This window comes from Streptomyces sp. NPDC045968 (assembly GCF_056430475.1).
In genome coordinates, this window is record NZ_JBWKLF010000011.1 from 44,799 (window position 1) to 70,395 (window position 25,597).

Consider the following 25,597-nt stretch of genomic DNA (forward strand, 5'->3'; position numbering starts at 1 on the left):
GGTGTACTCACGTACTTTCAACCACTCACCCCCAACACCAAACCATCCCACCCCCCCCCCCCCCCCCCCCCGCGACCCGGGTCAGCGCCTCGCTGCTCGCCCGGTACGACCAGGTCGCGGCGGCCCATCCCGCGACGGCTGCCGGGCTGGCCCCGCTGCGGTCGGCCGTGCAGGAGCACACGGCGGCCCTGTCGAAGGGCGCGGGACGGACGGCACCCGTCCCGCCCGCGCCGGCTCCGGCCGTCGACGCGAAGGCCGCCCTGAAGGCGCTGGCCACCGAGGCGCGACGCTCAGCCGACGCCCACACCGCGTCCCTGCTGGAGGCGGAGCCCGAACTCGCCCGGCTGCTCGCCTCCGTCGCGGCGGCCGGCGCCGTGCACGCGTATCTGCTCACCGAACTCGCCAAGGACACCGCCTGATGAGCGTCATGGACTCCCGGGCCGAGGACGGCTCCGAGGAACTGGAGGCCGCACAGGCGGCCCTCGCCGCCGAGCACGCCGCGGTGTACGGATACGCGGTGCTCGGCGGCCGGCTCACCGGCCGGCGCGGCAGGGAGGCCACGGCCGCCCACGACGGCCACCGGGCCCGGCGCGACGCCCTGGTGCGTACCGTGCGTGACCTGGGCGGTACGCCGGTCGCGGCCGACGCCGCGTACGCTCTGCCGTTCGCGGTGCGGGACCCGGCGGCGGCGGTGCGGCTCGCCGCCGTGCTGGAGGACCGGGTCGCGGGCGTCTACTCCGATCTCGTACGGGCCGCCGGAGGCCCCCTGCGGCGTGAGGCCGCGGGCGCTCTGCGGGAGGCCGCCGTACGCGCGGTCCGCTGGCGGGGCACCGGCGTAGCCTTTCCCGGGCTCACCGAGAAGGCCGCACCCGCGAAGGCCGCGGGTGCGGACGAGGCGAACCGGACGAGCGGGACGCGCTGAAGAGGCTCTGAAAGGGAACAAGGCACGTATGGGTTTCGAACCGCCGCAGCGTCTGGTGCGAGCGCTCGGCGAGATGTACGGCGACGCCGCCGCGGCCGACTGGCTCGGACGGCTTCCCGCACTGACCGACGAGGCGCTCTCGGGGGACGGGCAGGAGCTCACGGCCGAGCGGGTGGTCGCCCCCGGCGGTCGCAGCGGCCTGGTCGTCCTGGTCCGGCGGTCCGACGGTGCGCCCGGCGTGCTGAAGATCGCCCCTCCCGAGGCCGCACCGGCGTGCGAGCGGGCGGCGTTGGCGCACTGGAACGGCTGGGGCGCGGTGCAGCTGCTCGACCCCTCCGCCGGGGCGCTGCCGGGCGACGCGCTGCTCCTGGAACGGCTGCACCACGAGGTGTCGCTGCGCTCGCTGCCGGAGGCGAAGGCTCTGCTGGAGGCGGCCGGCACGGTGCGCCGGCTGTGGGTCGACCCGCCGGCCGGGCACTCCTTCGAGTCGGTGGAGGCGCGGACGGGCCGTCAGGCGGGGCCGATGCGGGCCGCCGCGGAGGCGGACCCCGCGCTGGCGCCGCTGGTGACGGCCGCGCTGGCGGCTCGCGCGGAGCTGGTCGCCCACTCCCCCGAACTCCTGCTGCTGCACGGCAACTTCCGCCAGAGCAAGGTGCTCTCGGGTGAGCGTTCCCCCTGGCTGACGGTCGGTCCTGAGCCGCTGGTCGGCGAGCGCGCCTACGATCTGGCGCGGCTGGTGCGCGACCGGGTCGAGGATCTGATCGCTTCCCCCGGTGGTGCGGCGACGGCACGGCGACGGATCAAGAAGCTCGCCGATTCCCTCGACGTGGACCGGGAAAGGCTGCACGGCTGGACCCTGTTCCGGGCCGTGGAGTCGGGCACCCGGGCGCTGGCAGCGGGGCGCCGGCAGGACGGCGAACTGACGCTGGAGTTCGCGGGCTGGCTGTAGAACCGCCCCCGGACAGCCCGAAGGCCCCCGCGCGGGTGCGCGGGGGCCTTCGTGACGTATCGGCGCGGCTCAGCCCTGGTCGGTGAGGCGGGCGATCGCCTCGTCCACCGTGAGCTCCTCGCGCTCGCCCGTGCGGCGGTCCTTGAGTTCGAGGACGCCCTCGGCCGAGCGGCGGCCTGCCACCAGGATCTTCGGGACGCCGATGAGCTCGGAGTCCGTGAACTTGACGCCGGGCGAGACGCCCGGGCGGTCGTCGACCAGGACGCGCAGGCCCGCGGCGTTCAGCTTCTCGGAGACTTCGAGGGCCAGCTCCGTCTGGAGCGCCTTGCCCGCGGCGACGACGTGGACGTCGGCCGGGGCGATCTCGCGGGGCCAGCAGAGGCCCTTGTCGTCGGCGGTCTGCTCGGCGAGGGCGGCCACGGCGCGGGAGACGCCGATGCCGTACGAGCCCATCGTGACGCGGACGGGCTTGCCCTGCTGGCCGAGGACGTCGAGGGAGAAGATGTCGGCGTACTTGCGGCCGAGCTGGAAGATGTGACCGATCTCGATGGCACGGTCCACCCGGAGGCCGGCGCCGCAGTTGGGGCAGGGGTCGCCCGCCTCGACCACGACGACGTCGACGTAGTCGTCGACCTCGAAGTCGCGGCCCGCGACGACGTTCTTCGCGTGCTTGCCCTCCTTGTTGGCGCCCGTGATCCACGCGGTTCCCGCGGCGACGCGGGGGTCGGCGATGTAGCGGACCTTCTCCAGGCCCTGCGGGCCGACGTAGCCGCGCACCAGGTCGGGGCGGCCCACGAAGTCCTCGGCGGTGACGAGCTCGACGACAGCGGGGGCGAGGTGCTCGCCGAGCTTGCCGAGGTCGACCTCGCGGTCACCGGGTACGCCCACGGCCACGATCTCGCCGTCGACCTTGACCAGGAGGTTCTTCAGGGTGGCGGAGGCCTCGACGCCGAGGTGGGCGGCGAGGGTCTCGATGGTCGGGGTGTCGGGGGTGTCCAGCTCCTCGACGGGGCTGTGCGCCGAGGCGTCGGACGGGGTGGCCTTGTAGGTCACGGCCTCGGTGTTGGCGGCGTAGTCGCAGTTGGGGCAGTCGACGAAGGTGTCCTCGCCGGCCGGGGCGGGGGCGAGGAACTCCTCGGACGCGGAGCCGCCCATGGCGCCGGAGACGGCGGACACGATGCGGTGGTCGAGGCCGAGGCGCTCGAAGATCCGGATGTAGGCGGCCCGGTGCAGCTGGTACGCCTCGACGAGCCCCTCGTCGGTGGTGTCGAAGGAGTACGAGTCCTTCATCTGGAACTCGCGGCCGCGCAGCACACCGGCGCGGGGGCGGGCCTCGTCGCGGTACTTGGTCTGGATCTGGTAGAGGATCACCGGCAGGTCCTTGTAGGACGAGCACATGTCCTTGACGACCTGCGTGAAGATCTCTTCGTGGGTGGGGCCTAGGAGGTAGTCGGCGCCCTTGCGGTCCTGGAGCCTGAACAGCAGGTCGCCGTACTCGTCGTAACGGCCGCTCGCCTCGTACGCCTCCTTCGGCAGCAGCGCGGGGAGCAGGACCTCCTGGCCGCCGATGGCGTCCATCTCCTCGCGGACGACGCGGGTGACGTTCTCCAGGACCTTCTTGCCGAGCGGCAGCCAGCTCCAGATGCCGGCGGCCGTGCGACGTACGTAACCGGCCCGGACGAGCAGCTTGTGGTTGAGCGTCTCGGCGTCTGCCGGGTCGTCGCGCAGTGTCTTGATCATCAATCGGGACATGCGCTGGACCTGGGCCATGATGAACTCCTGCTCGGAAGGGTGATGTGGCCGAGATTAGCCGGGCGGCAGGGGCGGGCGGAAATCGATTCGCTCCGCACGGCGCAGCGGGAGGGGCGCGCCCATCACGGCGTAGGGCCTGGGAGCGCTGGGAAAGTGCACCTGGCGGGCCAGGTCCTGGTAGCCGAGGGCGCGGTAGAGGCCACGCGCCGGGCTCTCCGTGTCGATCGCGGAGAGGATGGAACGCGGCAGGCCGGCGGCGTCCGTGACGGTCGTGATCAGGGTGCGGCCGATCCCGCGCTGCTGGAAGTCCGGATGGACGTGCAGCTCCGTGATCACGAAGGAGTCGTCGAGCCAGTCGTCGGAGCCGGTGGCCCGGAGATAGGGCTCGACGACGGTGGACCACCACTGGGCGCGGTCGTTGGGCATGCCGTACACGAATCCGACGAGCCGGCCGGCGGGGGTGGTGGCTCCGAGCGCCCGGGCCCGCGGATGGTCGAGGTGCCGCAGCACGATGTGGCGGCGTACCGCGATCTCCTCCGGGCCCAGGCCGAAGGCGACGGCCTGCACCGCCAGTGCCTCGTCGACGCGTTCGGCCAGGTCGACGGGGCCGACCAGGATGTCGGGGGCCCCGGGCCCGATCCCGGAAACTGCTGCTGCCATGCGGGAACCCTACTGGCCGCGCTCGGGCCGTGGGGTCAGAAGAGGACGCTCATGAACGCTCCGGTCTCGCGGAAGCCGACACGCGTGTACGCCTTGCGCGCGGGGGTGTTGTAGTCGTTCACGTACAGGCTGACGATCGGGGCCACGTCGGCCAGGGCGTACCGCAGGACCGCGGCCATGCCGGTTTCGGAGAGTCCGCGGCCGCGGTGCTCGGGAGCGACCCAGACGCCCTGGATCTGGCAGGCCAGCGAGGTGGCCGCGCCGATCTCCGCCTTGAAGACGACCTTGCCGTCCTCGATGCGGGCGAAGGAGCGGCCGGTGCCGATCAGCTCGGCGACGCGTGCCTGGTAGAGGAGTCCGCCGTCGCCCGCCATCGGTGAGATGCCCACCTCCTCCGTGAACATCGCCACGCAGGCGGGCATGAGGATGTCCATCTCCTCCTTGCGGATGCGGCGCACGAGGGGGTCGGGTTCGACGTCGGCGGAGGGCTGCTCGGTGACCATGAGCGGCTGGTTGGCGCGGACCTCACGGGCGGGGCCCCAGCCGGGTTCGAGCAGACGCCACAGCTGGGTGGTGGGTTCGGCGGGGCCGACGATCGACGAACAGCGGCGGCCGGCTCTGCGGGCCCGGTCGGCGAAGGCCCTGATGGCCTCGGGAGTGGCACAGATGGGCACGAGGTTGGCCCCGGAGTAGCACAGGGACCGCAGTCGCCCGTCGGCGTACCAGCCCCACATCTCGCCGCCGAGGCGCCAGGGGTCGAGCCCCGCGACCTGTACACGGGACGTGACAAAGGCGTTGGCCACGGGCTCGCTCTCCAGGATGGCGAGCGCTGCGCCGAGGTCGCTGGGTTCGAGGACCCGGGTGGTGGTCTGCGTCAACACGAGGGGGCCTCACCATGCGGTCTGCTGATTTCCGCACTGTACCGAACGGCGGCGGCGGACGCCCCCCGCGCCCGGGAGCTGTCCCGGGACGGGCACGGAAAAGCCCGTCGCCGTACGGGCTCGGGAATCCGAGTCCGTACGGCGACGGGGAACGCTCCGGGGCCTGAAGGGGCCTCCAGGGGCGGGTCAGCTGATGGAGACCTGGGGTTCGCCGGAGGAGATGCCGTCCTTCTCCATCTGCTCGGCGATCTTCATGGCTTCCTCGATGAGGGTCTCGACGATCTTCGACTCGGGGACGGTCTTGATGACCTCGCCCTTCACGAAGATCTGGCCCTTGCCGTTGCCGGACGCCACACCCAGGTCCGCCTCACGGGCCTCACCGGGACCGTTGACGACACAGCCCATCACTGCGACCCGCAGCGGGACCTCCATGCCCTCAAGGCCCGCACTGACCTGGTCCGCCAGCTTGTACACGTCCACCTGCGCGCGCCCGCACGACGGGCACGAGACGATCTCCAGGCGGCGCTGCTTGAGATTCAGCGCCTCAAGGATCTGGAGGCCGACCTTGACCTCCTCGGCCGGCGGGGCCGACAGCGAGACACGGATCGTGTCCCCGATGCCCTCCGACAGCAGCGCGCCGAACGCCACGGCGGACTTGATCGTCCCCTGGAACGCCGGTCCCGCCTCCGTCACACCCAGGTGCAGCGGGTAGTCGCTCTGCGCCGCCAGCTGACGGTAGGCGTTCACCATCACGACCGGGTCGTTGTGCTTCACCGAGATCTTGATGTCGCCGAAGCCGTGCTCCTCGAAGAGCGACGCCTCCCACAGCGCGGACTCCACCAGAGCCTCCGGCGTCGCCTTGCCGTACTTCTTCAGCAGCCGCGCGTCCAGCGAGCCCGCGTTCACACCGATCCGGATCGGTGTGCCCGCGTCCTTGGCCGCGAGCGCGATCTCCTTGACCTTGTCGTCGAACTGCTTGATGTTCCCGGGGTTCACCCGCACCGCCGCGCAGCCCGCGTCGATCGCCGCGAACACGTACTTCGGCTGGAAGTGGATATCGGCGATCACCGGGATCTGCGACTTGCGCGCGATCGTCGACAGCGCGTCCGCGTCGTCCTGCGTCGGGCACGCCACTCGCACGATCTGGCAGCCGGACGCCGTCAGCTCCGCGATCTGCTGCAACGTCGCACCGATGTCCGACGTACGCGTCGTCGTCATCGACTGCACCGACACGGGTGCGTCTCCGCCGACCGCGACCGATCCGACCTGGATCTGGCGGCTGACCCTTCGGTCGGCGAGCTTGGTCGGAACGGCGGGCATTCCGAGAGAAATCGCAGTCATGCGCTGAGCATCCCCAAGGTGTGGATCAAGGTCCCGAGATCGGCGGGCTCCGGTCTTCGAGGTTACGGCACCGAAGGGGCGCCGGACGCATCCCGTCCGGCGAAACCACCCTGTGGCGGGTGGCCGGCCCTCACGTGTGTGACCGGCCACCACCCGTGGTGCGCGTGGGCCGGTCAGGTGATCTTGACCGGGTTGACGATGTCGGCCACCAGGACCAGCAGCGTGAAGCAGATGAAGATTCCGGCGACGACGTAGGCGACCGGCATCAGCTTCGCCACGTCGAACGGGCCGGGGTCGGAGCGCTTGAAGACCCGTGCCACCTTGCGGCGCAGGGATTCCCAGAGGGCGCCGGCGATATGCCCGCCGTCCAGCGGCAGCAGGGGCAGCATGTTGAAGAGGAACAGCGAGAGGTTGAAGCCGGCGAGCAGGAACAGCATCATCGCGATCTGGTTCTGCGCCGGGACGTCGAGGGTCATCACCTCGCCGCCGATGCGGGCCGCGCCGATCACGCCGACCGGGGAGTCGTCCGCGCGTTCCCCGTCGCTGAAGGCCGCGTTCCAGAGGTCCGGGATCTTGGACGGCAGCGCGATGATCGAGTCGACACCGTTCTCGATCATGTCTCCGATGCGGACGACCGAGTCGCCGAAGGAGAGCGGCACGATCTCGCTGCGGGGGGCGAAGCCGAGGTAACCCGCGTCCACGAACTCGCCCGGGACGGCCTGTCCGTCGGCGTCCTTCTTCGCCACCTCGTTCTTCTCCAGCACGGCGTGCAGGGTCTTCTCCTGCCCGTCGCGCTCGACGACGAGGGTGGCGGGGCCGATGGTGTCGCGGATGCGGTCGGAGAGCGCCTGCCAGTCGTCGATCCGCTGGCCGTCGAAGGAGACGATCTTGTCGCCCTTCTGGAGGCCGGCGGCCTTGGCGGGTGAGACCGGGTCACCCTTCTTGCAGGTGTCGCGGTCCTCGCTCTGGGAGATCACGCACTGCTGGACCCCGGCGACCTGGGTCGTCTCGGTCTGGAAGCCGAAGGTCATGGAGACGCCGAGGAAGATCGCGACGGCCAGCACCAGATTCATGAACGGGCCGGCGAACATCACGATCACGCGCTTCCACGGCTTGCGCGTGTAGAAGAGGCGGGTCTCGTCGCCCGGCTGGAGTTCCTCGAAGGCGGCGGACCTGGCGTCCTCGATCATGCCGCGCCACGGTGAGGTGGAACGCGCCTCCAGACGTCCGTCGGCGCCGGGCGGGAACATGCCGATCATGCGGATGTAGCCGCCCGCGGGGATCGCCTTGATGCCGTACTCGGTGTCGCCCTTCTTGCGCGACCAGATGGTCGGGCCGAAGCCGACCATGTACTGCGGTACGCGGATGCCGAAGAGCTTGGCGGTCGAGAGGTGCCCCAGCTCGTGCCAGGCGATCGAGAACAGCAGACCCACGGCGAAGATGGCGATCCCCAGGATCGTCAACAGGATCGTCGTCATACTCATGCGCGCGCCTCCGCTGTCGCTTTCGCCGAGAGCTCCTGGGCCCGGGCACGCGCCCAGGTCTCCGCTTCGAGGACGTCCGCGACCGTCAGTGAAGTTCCCGTGGCAGGGGTGCCGTGTTCGGCCACCACTGCGGTGACCGTATCCATGATTCCGTTGAAGGGCAGCCGTCCCGCCAGGAACGCGTCCACGCACTCCTCGTTCGCGGCGTTGAAGACCGCGGGTGCCGTGCCGCCGAGGGTGCCGACGTGCCGGGCGAGCCCGACGGACGGGAAGGCTTCGGTGTCCAGCGGGAAGAACTCCCAGCTGGACGCCTTCGACCAGTCGAAGGCGGGTGCGGCGTCCGGGACGCGCTGCGGCCAGCCGAGGCCGATGGCGATCGGGCCGCGCATGTCGGGCGGGGTGGCCTGGGCGAGCGTGGAGCCGTCCGTGAACTCGACCATGGAGTGCACGTACGACTGCGGGTGGACCACCACCTCGATGCGGTCGAACGGAATGTCGTAGAGGAGATGCGCCTCGATGACTTCCAGGCCCTTGTTGACGAGGGTCGCCGAGTTGATGGTGATGACCGGGCCCATCGCCCAGGTCGGGTGCGCGAGGGCCTGCTCCCTGGTGACGTCGGCCAGCTCACTCCTCGTACGCCCTCTGAAGGGTCCGCCGGAGGCCGTGACGACGAGCTTGCGCACATCGGCGCGGGTGCCGGCGGCCAGGGCCTGGAAGAGCGCGGCGTGTTCCGAGTCGACCGGGATGATCTGGCCGGGGGCGGCGAGCGCCTTCACCAGCGGGCCGCCGACGATCAGCGACTCCTTGTTGGCGAGGGCGAGCGTGCGGCCCGCCGTGAGGGCGGCGAGGGTGGGGGCGAGACCGATCGAGCCGGTGATGCCGTTCAGCACGGTGTGGCAGTCGCCCGCGGCGAGCTGGGTGGCGGCGTCGGGCCCGGCCAGGATCTCGGGGAGCGGCTCGCCCGCCCCGTACTCCTCGCGCAGCGCCTCGCGCAGGGCCGGCACCTTGTCCTCGGCGGCGACGGCGACCGTACGCACCCGCAGGCGCCGCGCCTGCTCGGCGAGCAGGGCGACCCGGCCGCCCGCCGCCGAGAGGGCGGTGACGCGGAAGCGGTCGGGGTTGCGCAGCACCAGGTCGATGGCCTGGGTGCCGATGGACCCGGTGGAGCCGAGGATCACGAGATCCCGGGGGCCTTCCGCGGCGTCGAAGATCAGATGCGGATCGGCGAGGGGGGCAGGGCTGTCGCTCATGCCCCCCATTGTCGCCGCATCGGCTGTGCGCCGGGACAGGGCGTCCCCGTCGGTGTCACTTCTTCATGGGATGAGCGCACAGCTGCTTCTGCTCGGCGCTGTATTCCAGGTACAGCAGCCAGTCCATTCCCCAGCACTTCTCCCCGTCCGAGAGCCAGAACTCGGCCTCGGCCGAGCTGCATCCGACCTCTTCCAGATCCTGTTCGGGCCACTCGGCTACGTTGCGCCCGCAGTCGCCCGCGGTGAACGTGGTCTGCGTGCGGGGGATCAGCCGTGGTACGACGAAGGTGCCGAGGCCGACGAGCAGGGCGCCGATGATGACCAGGGCGGGCAGCCGGGCCAGCACGCGGCGGCCGGGGGCGAGCTGGGGGCGCAGGCTGCCCACCGGGTGCGGCAGGGCGCGAATCCGGGAGCGGGCGCCGATGTTCATGACCAGGGTGACCGGCGCGGCGAACACGGACAGCAGTCCCCACCAGCCCTGCCACAGGGTGTCCGAGGTCATCTTGCGGTACAGCGAGGTCCCGCAGGTGCGGCAGAAGGTGCCTTCCCTCGTCAGGAAGCGCAGGGTGACGACGAGCCCCTGATGACCACGGACGACGGTGTGGGCGGCGGGTATCGCACCGCAGATGTCGCACGGGAGCGGCGCGGGGCGGCCGAACCCGTACGGGGGCAGGGGCTGGTGGGGCTGGGTGGCCATGAGTTCTCCTGTGGACGGCGAGGGCCCAGGAACCCTAACCGGCCGCCTGTGCCGCGGAATCCGTGAACTCCGCGAAGGTCTCGTGGAAGCGCGGGAACGTCTTGCGTACGCAGCCGGGGTCGTCGTACGTCATGCCCGGTGCGCGCAGCCCGGTGACGGCGAACGACATGACGATGCGGTGGTCGCCGTGAGTGGTGATCTCGGTGGGGCGCGGGGTGCCGGGGTGGATCTCGATCCAGTCGTGACCCGTGTGCACGGTGATGCCCATGCGGCGGAGGTTGTCGGCGCAGGCGTCGAGCCGGTCACACTCCTTCACCCGGGTGTTGGCGACGTCCTCGATGCGCACGGGCGACGAGGCGAACGGTGCGATGGCCGCCAGCGTCGGCATCGTGTCGGAGATGTCGCGCATGTTGACCGTGAGGCCGGCGAGGGTCCCGGTGGAGCGGACGGTCGTCGCGTCCGCCGTCGTACGGACGTCGGCGCCCATGCGGCGCAGCACGTCGACGAAGCGCAGATCACCCTGGAGCGCGTCGCGGCCGAGGCCGGGCACGGTGACCTCGCGGCCGGTGAGGGCGGCGGCCGCGAAGAAGTAGCTCGCGGTGGAGGCGTCGGGTTCGACGGCGTACGTGGTGGGGCGGTAGCCGCCGGGAGGGACGGTGAAGGTGTTCCCCTCCCGGCCCACCTCGACGCCGAAGCTCCGCATCATCGCGAGGGTGATCTCGATGTACGGCGCCGACACCAGCTCGGTGACGTCGATGCGCAGCCCCTCGGCGGTGAGCGGTCCGAGCATGAGCAGGGCGGTGAGGTACTGGGACGACTCCCCCGCGTCCAGGGTCAGTTCGCCGCCCTTGATGCCGGACGCCTCGATCCGCAGCGGGTGGTGGCCCTCGGCCTCCTCGTGGCGCAGGTCGACGCCCAGGGTGCGCAGGGCCCCGGTGAGCGGGGCGAGGGGGCGGCGGCGCATCTGCGGGGAGGCGTCGAAGCGGTAGGTGCCGGAGGCCGCGGCGGCGGCGAGCGTCGGCAGGAAGCGGGCGGTGGTGGCTCCGTCGCGGCAGTACACGTCGGCGTCGGTGACGGCCGGGCCGGCCGGGCGCCCCTCGATGTGCCAGCGCCCGGGCTCACGGGTCACCGTGTAGCCCAGACGGGTCAGGCCCTCCGTGAAGCCCTCGGTGTCGTCCGAGCGCAGGGGGCGTACGAGGGTGGTGGTGCCGTCCGCAGCGGCGGCCAGGAACAGCGCGCGGGCGGTGACGGACTTGGAGCCGGGGATGTGGATGACGGTCACGGGCGCCCATCCTGCCGTGCCCCGGGCACGGCGGCGGGGCACGTCCAGCGCGTGGACGGGCCCCGCCGGTGGGGCACGGGCTCAGCGGATGGGGCGGTGGACGTTCTCCTTCGTCGAGGCGCCCGGGGTGGCGTCGGCGATCCACGGGCCTTCGCCGCTCGGGTCGACGACGCCCTCCTCCAGCCAGGTGTACGTACCGGAGAGGACGCCGTCGACCACGCGCCGGTCCAGGTCGTCGGTGTTGGACCACAGGCGGGTGAAGAGTTCCTCGACCCGGATGCGGGACTGGTGGCAGAAGACGTCGGCCAGTTGGTACGCCTCGCGGCCGTGCTCGCCGGTGGTGCGCAGGAGTTCGGCGCGGACGCAGGTGGCGCTCATCGCGAAGAGTTCGGCGCCGATGTCGACGATCCGGCCGAGGAAGCCCTGCTTGGTCTCCATGCGGCCCTGCCAGCGGGACATCGCGTAGAAGGTGGAGCGGGCCAGTTTGCGGGAGGAGCGTTCGACGTACCGCAGATGGGTGGACAGGTCGGGGTGCCCGGCGGGGTGGAACTCGCCGTACGTACGCGGGAGCTGCCCGGGTCCTGTGACCAGTTTCGGGAGCCAGCGGGCGTAGAAGCCGGCCGCGTTGGCGCCCGCCTTCGCCTTGGCGGACAACGGCTTGTCGGGGTCGATGATGTCTCCGGCCACCTTGAGGTGGGCGTCGACGGCCTCGCGGGCGATCAGCAGGTGCATGATCTCCGTGGAGCCCTCGAAGATCCGGTTGATCCGCAGATCGCGGAGCAACTGCTCGGCGGGGACGGCCCGTTCGCCGCGGGCGGCGAGGGAGTCGGCCGTCTCGAAGCCCCGGCCGCCACGGATCTGCACCAGTTCGTCGGCGATCAGACAGCCCATCTCGGAGCCGTACAGCTTGGCCAGGGCGGCTTCGATCCGGATGTCGTTGCGGTCCTCGTCCGCCATCTGCGAGGCGAGGTCGACGATGGCCTCCAGGGCGAAGGTGGTCGCCGCGATGAAGGAGATCTTCGCGCCGACCGCCTCGTGCCGGGCGACGGGCCTGCCCCACTGCTCCCGCACCGCCGACCACTCGCGGGCGATCTTCAGGCTCCACTTCCCCGCTCCCACGCACATGGCGGGCAGCGAGAGGCGGCCGGTGTTCAGGGTGGTCAGGGCGATCTTGAGGCCGGCGCCCTCGGGGCCGATCCGGTTGGCGGCGGGGACGCGGACGCGGTGGAAGCGCGTGACGCCGTTCTCCAGGCCGCGCAGGCCCATGAAGGCGTTGCGGTGCTCGACGGTGATGCCCGGGGCGTCCGCCTCGACGACGAACGCGGTGATCCCGCCCTTGTGGCCCTCGGACGCGGGGACGCGGGCCATGACGACCAGCAGGTCGGCGACGACCCCGTTGGTCGTCCAGAGCTTCACGCCGTCGAGCACGTAGTCCTCGCCGTCGGGCACGGCGGAGGTGGCGAGCCGGGCCGGGTCGGACCCCACGTCGGGTTCGGTGAGGAGGAACGCCGAGATGTCCGTACGGGCCAGCCGGGGCAGGAAGGCGTCCTTCTGCTCCTGGGTGCCGAAGATCTTCAGTGGCTGCGGTACGCCGATCGACTGATGGGCGGAGAGCAGCGCGCCGAGCGCGGGGCTGGCCGATCCGATCAGGGCGAGGGCCTTGTTGTAGTACACCTGGGTGAGCCCGAGGCCGCCGTACCGCGGGGAGATCTTCATGCCGAGGGCGCCGAGTTCCTTGAGGCCGTTGATCACCTCGTCGGGGATTCTGGCCTCGCGCTCGATCAGCGCGCCGTCGATCCTCGTCTCGCAGAAGTCGCGCAGCCGGGCGAGGAACTCCTCACCGCGCCGTACGTCCTCGCCCGCGGGGAGCGGGTGGGGGTGGATCAGGTCGAGCCGGAAGCGGCCGAGGAAGAGTTCCTTGGCGAAACTGGGCTTGCGCCAGTCCTGCTCACGGGCGGCCTCGGCCACCCTGCGTGCTTCACGCTCGGTGACTTTGGGCGCCTGGGGCGGTTCGGGTGGTGCGGGTGGGGCGGACATGAGGAGCTCACCTCGCCGCGTCTCGGATCGGGTGGGTCGGTGGACCGGCCGGTGGACGTTCTCCGGTTGGTGCCACTCGTCCGTATGTACCCGATGCGACCCGCTCCCACCACCCCTGCGGCAGGGCATACGAGCGGCCGGAGCCCCCGCACAGTGGGCTCCGGCCGTTCGTTGTGCCGCCTGCTGCGATCGCTGTCCGGGCGGAAGGCAGGCGGCCGTTCGGGGGGTTCTAGAGGGCGAGGCCGGTGAGGACCAGGACGCGCTCGTAGGTGTAGTCGTCCATCGCGTAGCGCACGCCCTCGCGGCCGACGCCGGACTGCTTGGCACCGCCGTACGGCATCTGGTCCGCGCGGTACGAGGGGACGTCGCCGATGATCACGCCGCCCACCTCCAGGGCGCGGTGGGCGCGGAACGCGGTCTGGAGGTCGTGCGTGAACACGCCCGCCTGGAGGCCGTACTTGGAGGAGTTGACGGCGGCGAACGCCTCCGCCTCGCCGTCGACCTTCTGTACGGACAGGACCGGGCCGAAGACCTCTTCGCCGGAGAGCGTGACGTTGTCCGGGAGGTCGGTGAGCACGGTCGGGGCGTACGTCGCCCCGTCCCGCTTGCCGCCGGTGAGCAGGGCGGCACCGGCCTGCACGGCTTCGTCGACCCAGGACTCGACGCGCTGGGCGGCGTCCTCGCTGACCAGCGGGCCGACGTCGGTGGTGGCGTCGGACGGGTCACCGGTGACCAGGGCCTCGACGGCCGAGACGATCTTCGGGACGAGCCGGTCGTAGACCGAGGCGTCCGCGATGACGCGCTGCACCGAGATGCAGGACTGGCCGCCCTGGTAGTTGGAGAAGGTCGCGATACGGGTCGCGGCCCAGTCCAGGTCCTCCTCGGAGGCGTAGTCGCCGAGGACGACCGCGGCTCCGTTGCCGCCGAGCTCCAGGGTGCAGTGCTTGCGCGGGACCGAGTCCATGATCGAGTAGCCGACGGGGCCGGAGCCGGTGAAGGAGATCACGGGCAGCCGCTCGTCCTGGACGAGGGCCGGCATGCGGTCGTTGGGGACCGTCAGCACGGACCAGGAACCGGCCGGCAGGTCGGTCTCGGCCAGCAGCTCGCCCAGGATCAGCGAGGAGATCGGGGTGGCCGGGGCGGGCTTGAGGATGATCGGGGCGCCGACGGCGATGGCCGGGGCGACCTTGTGCGCGCTCAGGTTGAGCGGGAAGTTGAAGGGCGAGATACCGAGCACGGTGCCGCGCGGGAAGCGCCGGGTCAGCCCGAGACGGCCGGTGCCGCCGGCGTCGGTGTCCAGGCGCTGGGCGTCGCCGCCGTTGAAGCGGCGGGCCTCCTCCGAGGCGAAGCGGAAGACGGAGACGGCGCGGCCGACCTCGCCGCGGGCCCACTTGATGGGCTTGCCGTTCTCGGCGGAGATCAGCTGGGCGATCTCCTCGGTGCGCTCCACGAGGCGGCGTACGACGTGGTCGAGCGCGGCGGCCCGGACGTGCGCCGGGGTAGCGGCGAACTCCTCGCGCACGGCGTGCGCGGCGGCGACGGCTTCTTCGGTCTGCGCGTCGGTCGGCACGCTGACCGTGCCGACGAGACGGCCGTCCCAGGGGTTGGTGACGTCGAAGCTGTCCTCGCCGGTGGCCTGGCGGCCGGCCAGCCAGAAGGCGTGGGTGGAAGTCATGGCGGGTCCGGCCCTTCGGAGGTCGTGACGGAGCTCGTGGGTGTCGTGCTCCCCCACCGTAGGGCGGCCGGGCGCGGATGACGTTTGTCCGGCGTGGAGCACAGGGCGCGCCCGGCACTCCGCTTTGTCGGGGATCAGGTGCCCGGGGTGGCCGGGGCGGAGGCCGTCGTGGCCTTCAGCGCCAGCCAGAGCTCCATCCGCACGTCCGGATCGTCCAGGGAACGGCCGAGGATCTCCTCCACGCGCCGCATCCGGTAGCGCAGGGTGTGACGGTGGACGCCCAGGTCGGCGGCGGCCGCGTCCCACTGGCCGTGCCGGGAGAGCCAGGCGCGCAGGGATGCGACGAGGTCGCCTCGGCCCTTGGCGTCGTGCTCGTACAGGGCGCGGAGCATCCCGTCGGCGAAGGCCCGTACGGCGTCGTCGGCGAGCAGGGGCAGTACGGAGCCGGCGGCCAGTTCCTCGTGCTCGACCAGGGCCCTGCCCCGGCGGCGCGCCACCGAGAGCGCCTGTTCCGCCTGCTTGTACGCGGCGGAGACGGCGATCGGTCCGGACGGCGCGGACAGACCGACGACGACCTCGCCGTCCTCCGTGCCAGGTTCGCGGGCCGGGCGCTCGTCCTGGGCCTCGGCGTATCCGGCGCAGGCGGCCACCGCGGCGCCGCCGTCCGCGGCGAGCACGACGATCCGTTCGCCCTCGGGGACCATCAGCACCGCCTCCCCGGCGCGGGCCGCGGCGGCTTCCATGGTCTCGGCGAGGAGCTCGGGGGTGGAGGCGGGGGCCGCTTCCGCGATCAGCAGCCGGAAGGGGGCGTCGAGGAGTCCGCCGTACAGGTCTCCGGCGACGGCGCGCGCGTGGTCGGGCTGGCCGGCGAGCAGCATGCGCAGGACGGCGGCGCCGAGGCGTTGTTCGGCGCCCTGGAGCGAGCGGGAGCGTGCGGTGGTGAGCGTCAGCAGGGCGACCGCGGAGTGCACGGCGTACCGCTCGGCGGTCCCCAGCGCCGCGCCCGTCCCCACGGCGAGTGCGCCGCGGACCCGGCGGCCGGTGCCGAGCGACTGGAGCTCGACCCGGTCGTCGGTGCCGCCGACGACGACGCTGGCCGGGGCGGGCCGGTCGCGGAGGCGTTCCACATCGGGGGTGAGCCGGGCTGCCCGTCTGGCGGCCCAGTCGGGCGCGGCGGCCACGACGGCGCCCGAGGTGTCGTACAGGGCCGCCCAGCCGTCGACGTGGGCGGCGAGGCGGGTGAGGAGTTCGCCGGGTCCGTCGCCCGCCACGGCGGCCTTGGTCAGCTCGCGCTGGGCCTCGAAGCCGGCGGTGACGGCCCGGTACTGATCGGCGGCGATGGCAGCGGACACGGCCTTGGTGATGGCGAGGAACGGGGTGCGGCGCGGGACCTCGAGGAGCGGCAGCCCGGCCTCTTCCGCGGCGTCGACGAGGGCCTGGGGGACCTCCTCGTAGTTCACTCCGACGGCGAATCCGAGCCCGGCGACCCCGGCCTCGGCCAGCCGGCGCACGTACCGGAGCATCGCCGCGCTGTCCTCGGCTTCGAGGTTGGTGGCGGTGACGAGGAGGAGCTCCCCGCCCTCCATGTAGGGCACGGGGTCGGTGAGCTCACTGGCGTGCGCCCAGCGCACGGGGGTGTCGAGCCGGTCGGCCCCCGCGCGGACCGTGAGCTTGAGCGCCGAGTGCTGGGCGAGCGAGGCGAGTGTGGGGGGCATGGGACGGCGGAACCTTTGGATCGATTTCGCCGTCCCGTACGAACGGCTGCTTCAATTCTGCCAGGGCGGCAGAGTCCGTGGAGCCGTTCGTCCCGCTACTGACCGGTAGGGCGGCTCAGCCGCCGAGCTCGACCAGGAGCGGCGGTACGTGCTCGCCGTCCACCGTCGTCAGGGAGAGCACGGCGTGTCCGGCGGGCACGGAGTACGCCAGTTCGGAGGCCGACCAGCGCTCCCGCTCGACCTGCCGCACGGTCACGGCGTCCGTCGTCACCGCCTTGCCCGTCACCAGTTTGCGCAGGGCGTGCACGGCGCGGGTGAAGGGCTGGTCGGCGAAGACCGTGTGCTGGGCGACCTCCCGGGTCGACACCCACTCCTTGCCCCACACCTCCGCGAACCGCTTGCCGTCCCAGGTGGTGACACCGGAGAACGCCATGCAGCAGCCGACGGCGCCCATCAGCGCGGTGTGCAGCCCCTCGGGGACGTCGTCGACGGTCCGCAGGGCGAGAACGGCGCCCGCGTTGACGGACCGCAGCCGCCTGATGCCGCGCACGGTCTCGGGGGTCACGGTGTGCGTCGCGTCGTCCAGGACCAGGCAGACGAAGAGCGAACGGTCGCCGCGGGCGGCGGCGACGGCCGTGAACTGGGCGAGGACCAGCCGGGCGAGCAGCCGCGACGCCTCGGCGTGGGTGCGCTCCGGCAGGTCGATGCGGACCCGCAGGGGAAGCTGTTCCAGCGAGCGTGGGGAGAAGGGGCGCGCGCCCTCCCCGGTGGCGAAGAATCCGGCGAAAGCGGGCCGGTCGAGCAGCGCGATCCGGTCGGCGAGCACCGGCCCGGGATCTCCCGCGCCGCCCGCCTGCCGGGCCCTGGCATCCAGTTCGCGCAGCATCGCCCCGTGGCCGCCCGCCTCCAGCGGCCCGCGCAGCGCGGTGAGGGCGGACGGGGCGCCGTCGAGCAGCTCACGGAGTTCGGGCACGCGCGGGAAGCGGCCGTGGACGGTGCGGAAGGGGCCGAGCAACTGGGCCAGAACGGTGGCGGCGCGCCGGCTGTCCACCGTGGGCACATCGCCGATGAGCCCTTCCGCGAGCACCCCGGCCGCCTCGTCGGGGTCGGTCGTCCCCCCGTACAGGTCGAAGTCGTGTACGGACCGGGGGTCGCCGATCCGCACCACGACGTCGTACGCGTCGTCGGGGCCGAACGCGGCTCCGCCGCCGCCCACCGCGAGTACCGCGGCCTGCCCGGCGAGCGCCCGGAGCGCGAGTGACTCGACGACGGGGCGTACGAGCGCGGCGGACTTGCCCGAGCCCGGCGGCCCCACCGCCAGCAGGGACGTGCCCAGGAGCGCGGGTTCCAGGGCGACGCCCGAACCCCGGCGCTCGTAGGGGTTGTGGGCGTCCTCGGCGCACCGGCCGATGCGCACCTGGCCGGTCAGCACGTCGTGCCGGGCGGTGCGCAGCGGCAGGTCCCGCTGGCCGGAGGGGTGCAGGGCGGCGGCGCCTCCCGCGCGCAGCACGGCGTCGGTGAATCCCGCGAAGCGGTCGGGGTGCGCGCGGGCGACGGCCCAGGCGTGGCGCAGCCGTGCGCAGTCCACGTCGTTCATCCGGCCGGTGCGCACCTCGGCGGTGAGTGTCTCGGCGGCGTCCGTCTGCCCGGCGGCGCGCAGCTCCGGCCACCGGTCGGCTGCCGTGTCGGGAGCCGGCTCCGGCGCGGCAGCGGCGGCGCCGCCGGTCCCACTCCTGCGGTAGGCGGCGAGGAGTTCCCGCCAGCGGCCCAGGCGGGCGAACGGGTACAGGACCGCCGCGGTGATCAGCGCGTAGATCACGTTCACGACGCTCTGGCTCTGGAAGACCTCACCGCCCGCGACCGCGGCGACCAGCACGAGGACGGGCCTGACGAGCGGTACGGCGTCCTGCCAGACGAGAAGCTGGGCCAGGCCCGCCATGACCGCGGTGGCGCCGCCGAGGAAGGGCTGCCCGCGCCCTGCGACATGCCGCCGGAAGAGCTCCGGCCAGTTACCCAGGCGGCCGCAGCCGTACACCAGCAGGCCGAACAGGACGGCCTCGTACACCGTCAGGGCGTCGACGCCCTCCACCGTCCGCGGACCGCCCGAGGTGCCCACGTACCACCACTCGCGTGGGGTGAAGAGCTTCAGCGGGACCAGCCGGTAGGGGATGTACCCGTTGCGCCACAGGGACCAGACGAGCACGCCGCACAGCACCGCGATCACCGTGCCGACCACCAGGGACCGGTCGGAGACCCCTTCGGGCTTCTCGGGGGGCCGGGGGGTGTGTCCGTACCGCCAGACGCCGGGCTCCTGCGGGAGGCGCGGGGTGCGCAGCCACTCGTCGAGCCGCGGGCCGGCGGCCGGGGCGTGGTCCGGGCGCGGCGGGGCGGCGGGCGGGGGCGTCGTGGGTGGAGGACCGAGGGGTGGTGGCGTCGTGGACGGGGGTCCCGCGGGTGGGGGCGCAGCGGGGCGGGGCACCTGATTCGCCCGTGTGTCCCGTGCGCCGTACGTGCCTTCGGTGTCCATGAACCGCTGCCCCCTGACCAGCCAGGTCCCGCCTCTGCCCCGGTCAATCTAGTGGGCCCGCACCAGGAGTTCAGCCAGGCGCCGGAGCCGGTCCCGTCCTGCGCGCCTCCCCGGCGCGTACGCCCATCTGTCCGGATGGGACAAGGACACGCCCCCCACCACTCCCGATCGGCGCATGCCCGTCACCGCTTCCCGCCCCTAGCCTGCAGGAAGAGAAGCGTACGAACACCCCCCAGGAGCCCCCTCATGAGCGCAGTCCCGCAGGAGCGCAGCCTCGTCACCGCCATTCCCGGCCCGAAGTCGGTCGAGCTCCAGGCTCGCCGTGTCGCGGCGGTCGCCGCAGGGGTGGGCTCCACTCTGCCGGTGTTCACGGCCCGCGCCGGCGGCGGGATCATCGAGGACGTGGACGGCAACCGTCTGATCGACTTCGGCTCCGGCATCGCCGTGACGTCGGTGGGCGCCTCCGCCGAGGCCGTCGTACGCCGCGCCTCCGCGCAGCTCGCCGACTTCACCCACACCTGTTTCATGGTCACGCCGTACGAGGGGTACGTCGAGGTCTGTGAGCAGCTGGCCGAGCTGACGCCGGGCGACCACGCGAAGAAGTCGGCGCTGTTCAACTCGGGCGCCGAGGCCGTCGAGAACGCCGTGAAGATCGCCCGCGCCTACACCAAGCGCACCGCGGTCGTCGTCTTCGACCACGGCTACCACGGCCGGACCAACCTGACGATGGCGCTGACGGCGAAGAACATGCCGTACAAGCAGGGCTTCGGTCCGTTCGCGCCCGAGGTCTACCGCGTCCCGGTGGCGTACGGCTACCGCTGGCCGACCGGCGCTGAGAACGCCGGCGCCGAGGCGTCCGCGCAGGCCATCGACGAGATCACCAAGCAGATCGGCGCGGACAACGTCGCCGCCATCATCATCGAGCCGGTCCTCGGCGAGGGCGGCTTCATCGAGCCGGCCAAGGGCTTCCTCCCGGCGATCGCCCAGTTCGCCAAGGACAACGGCATCGTCTTCGTCGCGGACGAGATCCAGTCCGGCTTCTGCCGCACCGGCCAGTGGTTCGCCTGCGAGGACGAGGGCATCGTCCCCGACCTGATCACCACGGCCAAGGGCATCGCGGGCGGTCTGCCGCTCTCCGCCGTGACGGGCCGCGCCGAGATCATGGACGCCGCGCACGCCGGCGGCCTCGGCGGCACGTACGGCGGGAACCCGGTGGCCTGCGCGGGTGCGCTCGGCTCCATCGAGACCATGCGCGAGCTGGACCTGAACGGGAAGGCCAAGCGCATCGAGGAGGTCATGAAGGGCCGCCTCGCCGAGATGCAGTCGAAGCTCCCCAACGGCGACATCATCGGTGACATCCGCGGCCGCGGCGCGATGATCGCGATCGAGCTGGTCCAGTCCGGCACGAAGGACCCGAACCCGGCGGCCGCCGCCGGCCTGGCCAAGGCCTGCCACGCCGAGGGTCTGCTGGTCCTCACCTGTGGCACGTACGGCAACGTCCTGCGCTTCCTGCCGCCGCTCGTCATCGGCGAGGACCTGCTGAACGAGGGCCTCGACATCATCGAGCAGGCTTTCGCCACGGTCTGATCCGTGCGAACCCCGCCGAACGCCGGAAGGTGATTTCGCGGGGGACGGCCCGGGCCCGGGTACGGCCTGTGAAGAACGTGTGGGGGGCCGATGGCGGGATTCGATTCCGGCTGTCGGTCCCCCTTCGGCTGACGTACGGTTTCCGCAGATGAGAGAAACACGCCGCTCGCGGGAGACTGCGGGCGACTCCGGTTCGGCGCTTCCCCAGTGCCGTCCGGGTTGTGCCCACGCGCACACCACTGGAGCCTCTGGCTCCGGGACTCCTCACCGATCGGATGGCCGCCCGCCCCACACCCCCCGGGGCGCGCGGCAAACCGATCCCGCCGGTCGCCCAGGAACAACCCCCCCTGTTCCTGGGCGACCGGCTCCTCTCGTTTCCGTGGTGGCCTCGCTCCTCGCGGTCTTCGCGCTCATCACCTGGCAGGTCGTGGCCGACGGCCCCCTGCTCGGCCCCGACGAACGCCTCAGCGGGGCGCTGGCAGGCCGCGGCCCCGTCGCGCTCACGGAACTCTTCACCGATCTCGGCAACATGGAGGTCGCGCTGCCGGTGCTGGCCTGCGCGATCGTCTTCGCGCTGGTGCGCGGTGACCGCCGGGAGGCGCTGTACGCCGCGCTCACGATGGCTGCCGTGCCCGCGCTGGTGGTCCCGCTGAAGCTGTGGACCGACCGCCAGGGCCCACTGACCGAGGCGACCGGCTACTACCCCTCGGGCCATACGGCCACCTCCGCGGTGGCGTACGGAGCGGCGGCGATGCTTCTGGTCCCGTATCTGAGGCGTTCATGGACGATGCCCGCCGCCGCCGTCCTGCTGACGGCGGCGACGAGCACCGGTCTGGTACTGCGGGGCTACCACTGGCCGCTCGACGTGGTCGCCAGCTGGTGTCTGAGCGGGGTGCTGCTGGTGGTGCTCTGGGTGCTCAGCCGCCGAAGTAGGCGTCGAAGTTCTTCGAGAACTCCCACTGGCTGAAGCGGTCCCAGTTGATCGACCAGGTCATCAGCCCGCGCAGTGCGGGCCAGGTGCCGTGCGTCTGGTAGCCGCCGCAGTCCGTTTTCCTCGTCAGACAGTTCAGCGCCTTGGTGACCTCGGCGGGCGAGGTGTGCCCGTTGCCCGCCTGGGTGGAGGCCGGCAGGCCGATGGCGACCTGCTCGGGGCGCAGCGCCGGGAAGACCTTCGCCTGGTCCCCGGCGACCGGGAAGCCGGTGAGGAGCATGTCGGTCATGGCGATGTGGAAGTCCGCGCCGCCCATCGAGTGGTACTGGTTGTCCAGGCCCATGATGGAGCCCGAGTTGTAGTCCTGGACGTGCAGCAGGGTGAGGTCGTCGCGCAGGGCGTGGATGACCGGGAGGTAGGCCCCGGCACGTGGGTCCTGCCCGCCCCAGGGGCCCGAGCCGTAGTACTGGTAGCCGAGCTGGACGAAGAAGGTCTCCGGGGCCATGGTGAGGACGAAGCCCGCGCCGTACTTCGCCTTGAGGGTCCTGACCGCCGAGATCAGGTTGACGATCACCGGTGAGGTCGGGCTGCGGAAGTCGGTGTCGCCCGTGTTCAGCGAGAGGGAGTGGCCCTCGAAGTCGATGTCCAGGCCGTTCAGCCCGTACTCGTCGATGATCCTGCTGACCGAGGAGACGAAGGTGTCGCGGGCGGCGGTGGTGGCGAGCTGCACCTGGCCGTTCTGGCCGCCGATGGAGATGAGCACCTTCTTGCCGGCGGCCTGCTTGGCCTTGACGGCCGCCTTGAACTCGGCCGCGGACTCGACGTTCGGGCACTCGGCGACCGGGCAGAGCGAGAAGCGGATGTCGCCGGAGGTGACGGAGGTCGGTTCGCCGAAGGCGAGGTTGATGACGTCCCAGGAGTCGGGAACGTCCGCCATCCGCGTGTAGCCCGAGCCGTTGGCGAAGCTGGAGTGCAGATAGCCGACGAGGGCGTGGGCCGGGAGGTCTCCGCCGCCTCCGCCGCCGCCCGCCGCGGTGGTGGCGCCGACGGCGGCCGACCTGGCGGACTCACCGGCGGCGTTGACCGCGCTCACCTGGAAGCTGTACGCGGTCGAGGCGGCCAGGCCGGTGACGGTGGCGGACGTGCCGGTGACCGTGAGGACCTTGGTGCCGCCCCGGTAGACGTGGTAGCCGGTGGCTCCGGAGGCCGCGTTCCAGCTGAGCGGGACGGACGAGGCGGTGGCCGTGCCCGCCTTCAGCCCGGCGGGTACGGCGGGCAGGACGACCGGGTCGCCGCCCGGGCCGATGAGGCTGACATCGTCGGCGTAGTAGGCGGGAGTGCCGTACCAGCCGTGGGTGTAGAGGGTCACCGAGGTGGTGGCGGCCCCGGTCGTGAACGTGGTGGTGAGCTGTTTCCAGGCACCGGGCGACTGGGTCCAGGTGGAGACGTCGGTGGTGCCGGTGCCGGACGCGCCGAGGTAGACGTAACCGCCCTGCACCCAGGAGCTCAGCGTGTACGTGGAGCCGGGTCTGACCGTGACCGTCTGGGAGCACTTGGCGTGGTCGCTGCCGGCCGGGGTGCCCCTCAGCGCGGAGGTGCCGCCGTGGACGGGCGTACCGACCACGGCTCCGCTGCCGGCGCTACAGCTCCAGCCGTCCAGACCGGCCTCGAAGCCGCCGTTGCGGGCCAGTTCGGCGTCGGCGGCGCCGGCGGCCGGTGCGGTCGCGACCAGTCCCGTGGCGGCGAGCAGGGTTGCCGCGAGGGCGGCCAGAAGTCCCGGCCATCGAGTGGGGGATCCCGTACGTTCCACAACAGCCTCCGGGCATGGGGGAATTGGGGGTGGCGGCCACAACATGGTCCAGACCAATCAACTTGTCAAGACCTCTGGCACTCAACCCTCGCCGTCCTGGGCGGCCGCCCCCGCGGCCTCGTGCATCGCCAGTTCCAGCAGGGACGGGTCGGTGAGGGTCCCGGAGCCGTCCGGCGGGATCAGCCACCGCACCCCGCCGGACGCCCGGCCCGGATACGGGACGACGATCCAGGTCCCCTGACCGGCTCCCCGTACGCCGGTGCCGAGCCAGCGGGTGACGGTGCCCGGCGGCACGAAGAAGCCCATCCGGGCATCGCCGAAGTCGGCGAGCACCGGCCCCGGCCGGTCGACGAGACGGGTGAGGACGTCGAGGGTCGGATAGCCGAGCTCCCCCGGAAGAATCAGCACGTCCCAACGCCTGCCGGCGGGCAGAAGCGCGATCCCCTGCGGATTGCGCTCCCATTCCCACCGGCAGGCGTCGGGATCCGGTGCCGCTGATGCGAGCCACTCGACTGCGGACTTTGCCCCCGGGCCGGCCATGGCGTGCCTTCCGTTTCTGTGGACACCGGCAGGGATCCGCCGGTACGTTCACGGAAGAGAGAGCACTGCGCCCGGTTCATTACGCGGGTTCGGGAAGGTGGCGACTGTGATCCGGGCCACATCGGGCCCGGCAGGGGCTCAGCTGTCGAAGCCGAGGCCCGCCCTGTCCATCGCCCGCAGCCACAGATTGCGGTGGCCGCCGTTGCTGTCGGCCCTGGCCAGCGACCTCTTGGTCAGCTCGATTCCGGCCCAGGCGAACGGCTCGGGCGGGAAGGGGAGCGGCTTGGAACGGACCATCTCCAGCGCGGTGCGCTCCGTCTGCTCACCGGAGAGCAGGTCGAGCATCACATCGGCCCCGAAGCGGGTCGCGCCGACCCCGAGCCCGGTGAATCCGGCCGCATAGGCGACCCGCCCCTGATGGGCCGTACCGAAGAAGGCGGAGAAGCGCGAACAGGTGTCGATCGCGCCTCCCCACGCGTGGCTGAAGCGCACCCCCGCCAGCTGCGGGAAGCAGTCGAAGAACTGGCCCGCGAGCTTGAGGAAGGTTTCGGGCCGCTGGTCCAGATCGGCGCTGAGCCGGCCCCCGTACGGATAGATCGCGTCGTATCCGCCCCACAGGATCCGGTTGTCCGAGGAGAGCCGGAAGTAGTGGAACTGGTTGGCGCTGTCGCCGAGTCCCTGCCGGTTCTTCCAGCCGATCGAGGCCAGCTGGCCCTCGCTGAGCGGCTCGGTCATCAGCGCGTAGTCGTAGACCGGGACGGTGTACGGGCGTACGCGCTTGACGAGCGAGGGGAAGATGTTCGTGCCGAGCGCGACCTTGCGCGCCAGGACCCGTCCGTACGGTGTGCGGACCGCCATCCCGGGGCCGGACTTGAGCAGATCGAGGCCCCGGGTGTGCTCGTACATCCGCACGCCGAGTTCGAGACAGGCCCGCTTCAGGCCCCAGGCCAGCTTGGCGGGGTGCAGCATGGCGACGCCGTTCCGGTCGAGGAGCCCGCCCAGGAATGTCGGCGAGTCGACTTCCGCCCGCATCGCGTCGCGGTCCAGGAACTCCAGCCCGGTGAAGCCGAGTTCGGTGGCCTCCTGGTGCCAGGCGCGCAGCTCTTCGAGCTGGTGCGGTTCGGTCGCGACGTCGATCTCGCCGGTGCGCTCGAACTCGCAGTCGATGGAGTAGCGGGCGACGGCGGCCTCGATGGCGTCGAGGTTCCGCTCCCCCAGCTCCTCCAGCTTCTTGATCTCGTCCGGCCAGCGCTCCACGCCGTTGGGCAGGCCGTGGGTGAGGGAGGCGGCGCAGAATCCGCCGTTGCGGCCCGAGGCGGCCCAGCCCGCCTCGTGCCCCTCGATCAGGACGACATCGCGCCCCGGGTCCCGTTCCTTGGCGATCAGCGCGGTCCACAGACCGCTGTAACCACCGCCGATGACGAGAAGATCGCAGCGCTCCTCCCCGATGAGCGCGGGGAGCGCCTCGGGCTTGGCGGGGTCGTCGAGCCAGTACGAGAGCGGCTTGGCGCCGGCGAGCGATTGTGCGGCAGTACGCATGGCAGCTGGGGCCATGGT

20 protein-coding genes are annotated in these 25,597 nt (G+C 71.9%); 5 read left to right on the plus strand and 15 right to left on the minus strand.

Annotated features, from left to right (window positions below):
• From AC07FA_RS28530 to AC07FA_RS28540, 3 genes are all read left to right on the plus strand, one after another.
• Positions 1 to 419, plus strand: a 419-nt coding sequence (locus tag AC07FA_RS28530; RefSeq protein ID WP_479079184.1) for a hypothetical protein, incomplete at its 5' end; no start/stop codon positions are given.
• A gap of 8 nt (positions 420 to 427) precedes the next feature.
• On the plus strand, positions 428 to 922 hold the full coding sequence (locus AC07FA_RS28535; RefSeq protein WP_479079360.1) for a ferritin-like domain-containing protein: 495 nt from the start codon (positions 428 to 430) through the stop codon (positions 920 to 922).
• Between the two features lie 28 nt (positions 923 to 950).
• Positions 951 to 1,871 carry an aminoglycoside phosphotransferase family protein gene (locus AC07FA_RS28540; protein WP_479079185.1) on the plus strand — a complete coding sequence of 307 codons (921 nt, stop codon included), beginning with the start codon at positions 951 to 953 and terminating at the stop codon, positions 1,869 to 1,871.
• A 69-nt stretch (positions 1,872 to 1,940) separates the two neighbouring features.
• On the opposite strand, the gene AC07FA_RS28545 is transcribed toward AC07FA_RS28540, so the two are convergent.
• From AC07FA_RS28545 to AC07FA_RS28600, 12 genes are all read right to left on the minus strand, one after another.
• The gene (locus tag AC07FA_RS28545; protein ID WP_479079186.1) at positions 1,941 to 3,641 is read right to left on the minus strand and encodes a proline--tRNA ligase; all 1,701 of its coding nucleotides are present in this window, start codon (positions 3,639 to 3,641) and stop codon (positions 1,941 to 1,943) included.
• Between the two features lie 36 nt (positions 3,642 to 3,677).
• Complete coding sequence (locus AC07FA_RS28550; protein ID WP_479079187.1) at positions 3,678 to 4,283, minus strand: GNAT family N-acetyltransferase; 606 nt, start codon at positions 4,281 to 4,283, stop codon at positions 3,678 to 3,680.
• Positions 4,284 to 4,318: 35 nt separating this feature from the next.
• Positions 4,319 to 5,164: a GNAT family N-acetyltransferase gene (locus tag AC07FA_RS28555; protein WP_479079188.1), complete on the minus strand. Its 846-nt coding sequence runs from the start codon at positions 5,162 to 5,164 to the stop codon at positions 4,319 to 4,321.
• Positions 5,165 to 5,350: 186 nt separating this feature from the next.
• Positions 5,351 to 6,505 (minus strand): flavodoxin-dependent (E)-4-hydroxy-3-methylbut-2-enyl-diphosphate synthase, encoded by a 1,155-nt coding sequence (gene ispG / locus AC07FA_RS28560; protein ID WP_479079189.1) that lies wholly within the window; start codon positions 6,503 to 6,505, stop codon positions 5,351 to 5,353.
• Between the two features lie 173 nt (positions 6,506 to 6,678).
• Entirely contained in the window at positions 6,679 to 7,989 is a 1,311-nt protein-coding gene (locus AC07FA_RS28565; RefSeq protein WP_479079190.1) for a M50 family metallopeptidase, read from the minus strand.
• Entirely contained in the window at positions 7,986 to 9,239 is a 1,254-nt protein-coding gene (gene dxr / locus AC07FA_RS28570) for a 1-deoxy-D-xylulose-5-phosphate reductoisomerase (protein ID WP_479079191.1), read from the minus strand. Before dxr ends, AC07FA_RS28565 begins: the two co-directional genes overlap by 4 nt.
• 55 nt (positions 9,240 to 9,294) lie before the next feature.
• Positions 9,295 to 9,936: an LppU/SCO3897 family protein gene (locus AC07FA_RS28575; RefSeq protein ID WP_479079192.1), complete on the minus strand. Its 642-nt coding sequence runs from the start codon at positions 9,934 to 9,936 to the stop codon at positions 9,295 to 9,297.
• A gap of 34 nt (positions 9,937 to 9,970) precedes the next feature.
• Positions 9,971 to 11,218, minus strand: a complete 1,248-nt coding sequence (aroA, locus tag AC07FA_RS28580) for a 3-phosphoshikimate 1-carboxyvinyltransferase (RefSeq protein WP_479079193.1) — start codon at positions 11,216 to 11,218, stop codon at positions 9,971 to 9,973.
• Between the two features lie 81 nt (positions 11,219 to 11,299).
• On the minus strand, positions 11,300 to 13,255 hold the full coding sequence (locus tag AC07FA_RS28585) for an acyl-CoA dehydrogenase family protein (protein ID WP_479079194.1): 1,956 nt from the start codon (positions 13,253 to 13,255) through the stop codon (positions 11,300 to 11,302).
• 229 nt (positions 13,256 to 13,484) lie between these two features.
• Complete coding sequence (locus tag AC07FA_RS28590) at positions 13,485 to 14,930, minus strand: aldehyde dehydrogenase family protein (RefSeq protein ID WP_479079195.1); 1,446 nt, start codon at positions 14,928 to 14,930, stop codon at positions 13,485 to 13,487.
• Positions 14,931 to 15,064: 134 nt separating this feature from the next.
• A complete protein-coding gene (locus AC07FA_RS28595; RefSeq protein ID WP_479079196.1) occupies positions 15,065 to 16,645 on the minus strand; it encodes a PucR family transcriptional regulator in 1,581 nt (526 codons plus the stop codon).
• Between the two features lie 115 nt (positions 16,646 to 16,760).
• Complete coding sequence (locus AC07FA_RS28600) at positions 16,761 to 19,172, minus strand: ATP/GTP-binding protein (protein ID WP_479079197.1); 2,412 nt, start codon at positions 19,170 to 19,172, stop codon at positions 16,761 to 16,763.
• Between the two features lie 246 nt (positions 19,173 to 19,418).
• Between AC07FA_RS28600 and gabT the strand changes: the two genes are divergently transcribed.
• Positions 19,419 to 20,759: a 4-aminobutyrate--2-oxoglutarate transaminase gene (gabT, locus tag AC07FA_RS28605; RefSeq protein ID WP_479079198.1), complete on the plus strand. Its 1,341-nt coding sequence runs from the start codon at positions 19,419 to 19,421 to the stop codon at positions 20,757 to 20,759.
• Between the two features lie 148 nt (positions 20,760 to 20,907).
• Positions 20,908 to 21,726, plus strand: coding sequence for a phosphatase PAP2 family protein (locus tag AC07FA_RS28610; RefSeq protein WP_479079199.1), 819 nt, complete (start codon positions 20,908 to 20,910; stop codon positions 21,724 to 21,726).
• Here the strand turns inward: AC07FA_RS28610 and AC07FA_RS28615 are convergent.
• The 3 genes from AC07FA_RS28615 to AC07FA_RS28625 form a co-directional block, all read right to left on the minus strand.
• The gene (locus AC07FA_RS28615; protein ID WP_479079200.1) at positions 21,677 to 23,500 is read right to left on the minus strand and encodes a chitinase; all 1,824 of its coding nucleotides are present in this window, start codon (positions 23,498 to 23,500) and stop codon (positions 21,677 to 21,679) included. The two genes, AC07FA_RS28610 and AC07FA_RS28615, sit on opposite strands and share 50 nt — an antisense overlap.
• 81 nt (positions 23,501 to 23,581) lie before the next feature.
• Positions 23,582 to 24,040 carry a bifunctional DNA primase/polymerase gene (locus AC07FA_RS28620; protein WP_479079201.1) on the minus strand — a complete coding sequence of 153 codons (459 nt, stop codon included), beginning with the start codon at positions 24,038 to 24,040 and terminating at the stop codon, positions 23,582 to 23,584.
• Positions 24,041 to 24,178: 138 nt separating this feature from the next.
• Positions 24,179 to 25,594, minus strand: coding sequence for an NAD(P)/FAD-dependent oxidoreductase (locus AC07FA_RS28625; RefSeq protein WP_479079202.1), 1,416 nt, complete (start codon positions 25,592 to 25,594; stop codon positions 24,179 to 24,181).
• Between the last annotated feature and the right edge of the window lie 3 nt (positions 25,595 to 25,597).